The organism is Priestia sp. P1_B12_1 (assembly GCF_056406695.1).
The window spans coordinates 1-3,544 of sequence record NZ_JBFTZR010000046.1 but is presented as its reverse complement, the minus strand read 5'-3'; the positions used below and the strand labels follow the sequence as shown (position 1 = coordinate 3,544).

Here is a 3,544-nt window from a genome sequence, read left to right as displayed (position 1 = left end):
ATCTAATAGTAAAGATCTAAGCTCATTCTGCGGATTAAAGGCTCTAGCAAAGTAATAAACAAAATCCAAACCTTTTTATCATAAGAATCTTTTTTTATACCGATTCGAAAAAAAGGTTTGGATTTAAAAGTAGTTGGGATAAGTGAGTTCATGAAGCAGCGTTTTTACATTTTGCTTTTCTGAATTACGAGGATTCAGTGCAACTTCTTTTGTTAAGGTGTAACTAACCCCTTTTGCAGCTCCAAGCTCCTCTTTTGGTTGAATAATAGAAATGCCATTCTTTTCGGCAATGGCTTCCATTCCTTTATAGAGTGCCTTATAATCCTCCACATTGCCTTCTAACCAACGATTCGGGAAGATCTTAGGTAAATCACTCGCTTTTGCGTTTGTCTGCGCCAGATCGAAAACATGACCGACTGAGAAATACAGTCGGCCTTGAGTAACTTCCTTTTTTCCATCTTGTATGAGTTTCTTTTCTTGTGAAGTGGCTTTATTGATAGACTTCCATTTCCCATTTTCATCTTTAAATTTAGGAACCGTTTTGTTTGGCACAAGGATCTTAATGCCCTTTTCACCTTTATTGACAGAGAACCCTTTATCTTTCCAAAATTTAAATGAGCCAACAGCCTGGGCACCAAAAAACTGTTCTTGAATAAGAGCCGTATTTGACATCGAGTATTGATAAAACTTACCCATAAAAGATAAATAATCTTTTAGTTCTTCGGCAGAATGAAAATGCTGCTCCATTTTCTTTTCCATCCCTTTTGTTAGCTCTTCAACCTCTTTACGCTTATCTTCGACGGATTTCTTCGCATAGGCTTTACTCATTTCCCTCCCCCTCTTCTTGATAGGAGATCCCCTTAAGCTCTTCTAATTCTTGTTCATACCAAGATTCTTCTAAATCCACAAAAAGCTTCTGTGTTTTAATATTCATTGGCACCAACATATTCTCTTGATGTACCACATATTGATGAAACTCTTTCGCTTCTTCTGGACTTAAATTCACCTCGACTTCTTGATCTTGATACTGGACAATGGCATGATCCTCTCCTACAGCTTTAATCGAAGCTAACACTAAATCTCTGTTAAAAAACATATTCATTCCTCCTCTATATTTTTAAAACTATCTTTATATAAATCCATCAATGAGATGGTTGTTTCCCTTTGGACTCTTCCCAATCAATCCGTTTTTGACGTTGATTCGCAATACGTTTCTCAACAGCTTCCTTCGCAACTTTTGTGCTATCTAACTCTTGTAAATCGGTTGTCATTAATCCATCAAAACCGTGATGGAAGAAAAGACCGTTCATATATTCAATTAAAATTTGTGAGTTTTTATCGGCACTGTTTGCTCCAAGACGTATCCTAGTTAATTCATCTTTTAAAACCTGATGTAAGTTGTTACTAACCACTTCCGAAATGTATTGTAATGACCATTCCTTTTCCATGGTTTCTTGGTACTTTTGGCAAATATCCATAATGGCTTCCCCTGGAAAACGAAAGTGATGTTCTTCCATATAAGCTTGAATATATTCATCTGTTTTCGTATCTAATGAAATGGTACGTCGATTTTTCTCCATCATTCATAACCCCTTTCAGCTTCTCGATTATGTTCAATATCTTTTTGCAATTGCTCATAATGTTTTTGGTTTTTCCAACTTTCATATTCTGATTTAAACGCTCGCTCCATTTTTTTTAATGCAAAATGCATAGAGACCTTTTGATTAAAACTTGCAGGACGTTTTGATTGTTTCTTACTTTCTACCATTCTTTTAATCTGTTGCTGCTGCTTATCATAATCTTTCATTTCTTTTAAAAAAGCATTCCCCATTCGCTTATAAAGATCATCTATTTTTGTTTGCTTATAATTCTTATATCGTTTCTCATCAACCTTTCCTTCTCCATATGCTTTCTTTAATTCCTCTACTTCTTTATCTAACTTTTTAAGTAATTGTTGATACTCATGGTTATGATACTTTTCAATGTATTTGTGACTCAGCACATCAATAAATGGCTTCATCGGCTTTAATGTTCGATAGCTATATTGCCACTGCCTTTTATCTTCTGGAAGATGATTATAAATTTGGAGAAACAGTGGTTGAATATCACGATTCTTCCACCTTAACGAAGAATCCTGTTTCTTTTTGCCGACCATATCCTTTCGAATTAAGTCATTTATTTTCTGCTGCTGCTCACCTCGATTTAAAATTTGATTCACGACTGTTGATTTCATTGCATCCAATGTTTTAGGTTTCCTTTTTCCTCGCTCACGAGTAGGTTGTGGTTCTACTGTTGCAATATGAATATGAATGTTCCCAGTGTTGTAGTGAATGGCAGCCGACCAAACAGCCGACTCATTTAACCTTTCCCTTTTAAACATTTCCTTCATGGATTGACGGGTAATGTCCATTAACTTTTTCTCATCCACTGTATGAGTATGAGCATCATATAAACCATTTTCTTGGAGCCAAGGATTATGAAATGTGATGACATCTTGCCACATGATACTGTTATTTTTTTGTGCTGTTTCAAACAATTTTTTTAATTGTTTTTTTTCTTCTTTATTCAATCGATTGGATTGTTGAGTAAATAAAGAAGACGTTTTATTAGGGTTATCCATATAATCTTGATATAGGGTAAACAGTTTTTCATTTGCTCCCTGTTCTTTTTTTGCTTCCTCACGATCTACATAATCTACATAATCTTGAAAAGCTTTCTTATCAGACGTGATAAATTTTGTTTTGAGCACGACTCCTGGTATAACAGAGGACGGCTTCATTTTTTGTACCCCTCTACAATGGCAGCCATCAACTTACCATTTTTTGCGATTCTATAATCCTCAACTTCTTTAAAATTTTTCATGGTTGACCTTTGGATACTTTTTTCTGTACAACACAATGCATTTATAATATGACGACGTTCTCTTTCCAAAAGACTATCCATATTTTGAGTAACAGACTTCACCATTCTTTGTATTGAGTCATCATCACGTTTCTGAGCCTCTTTATGTTCTTTACATATTTGAGAAATGGCATCAACCGGAAAGCGCAAGTGATTTTCTTCCATGTAACTTTGAATATACTGATCTGTTTCAGTATCAAATGAAATTTTACGTCTTTGCTTCATCATTCTTCATCCTCTCCCATCATTTCTTGAATGAATCCATTAACTGTTTCAATTGCAACTGCACATTTTTCCATCATCTTTATATTTTTATAGATGATATTTTCGAGTTCTGCTTCACGATCTTTTTGTTCTTGAAAAACAGCCAGTGTTTCAACCTGACCTTTTAAGAATTCTTGACGAGAAATCTTTTTTACTTTTGCAATCTCATCTATTTTTTTTACGGCAGTTGGATCAATATCTCGTAAAAGAATATCCATAACATTCGTTCCTTTCCTGTAAATTGTGGTTCCCCACTACAAAAGAGAGAAGAGCATAAGGGGTTTTTGCTATCACACGGGGTGATAGGCTAGGCAGAGCCTAGCAAAACCGTGATATCACGAAAACCTCTAAAGTGTGAACCTGCTGTTGACCTAAACTT

5 protein-coding genes and 1 pseudogene are annotated in these 3,544 nt (G+C 35.1%); all 6 read right to left on the bottom strand.

The features are described from left to right. Positions 1-138 precede the first annotated feature (138 nt). Positions 139-828, bottom strand: a pseudogene (locus tag AC1D0Y_RS29320) (ArdC family protein); the annotation flags it as partial. After that, positions 821-1,096 carry a hypothetical protein gene (locus tag AC1D0Y_RS29315; protein ID WP_477708431.1) on the bottom strand — a complete coding sequence of 92 codons (276 nt, stop codon included), beginning with the start codon at positions 1,094-1,096 and terminating at the stop codon, positions 821-823. The gene AC1D0Y_RS29315 and the pseudogene AC1D0Y_RS29320, both read right to left, overlap by 8 nt. Positions 1,097-1,142: 46 nt before the next feature. Further along, the gene (locus AC1D0Y_RS29310; protein ID WP_477708430.1) at positions 1,143-1,580 is read right to left on the bottom strand and encodes a hypothetical protein; all 438 of its coding nucleotides are present in this window, start codon (positions 1,578-1,580) and stop codon (positions 1,143-1,145) included. Beyond that, positions 1,580-2,779 carry a MobP2 family relaxase gene (gene mobP2 / locus AC1D0Y_RS29305; protein WP_477708429.1) on the bottom strand — a complete coding sequence of 400 codons (1,200 nt, stop codon included), beginning with the start codon at positions 2,777-2,779 and terminating at the stop codon, positions 1,580-1,582. The genes AC1D0Y_RS29310 and mobP2 overlap by 1 nt, the downstream gene beginning before the upstream one ends. Beyond that, positions 2,776-3,129, bottom strand: coding sequence for a hypothetical protein (locus tag AC1D0Y_RS29300; RefSeq protein ID WP_477708428.1), 354 nt, complete (start codon positions 3,127-3,129; stop codon positions 2,776-2,778). Before AC1D0Y_RS29300 ends, mobP2 begins: the two co-directional genes overlap by 4 nt. After that, positions 3,126-3,383: a hypothetical protein gene (locus tag AC1D0Y_RS29295; RefSeq protein ID WP_129542447.1), complete on the bottom strand. Its 258-nt coding sequence runs from the start codon at positions 3,381-3,383 to the stop codon at positions 3,126-3,128. The genes AC1D0Y_RS29300 and AC1D0Y_RS29295 overlap by 4 nt, the downstream gene beginning before the upstream one ends. Positions 3,384-3,544: the final 161 nt, after the last annotated feature.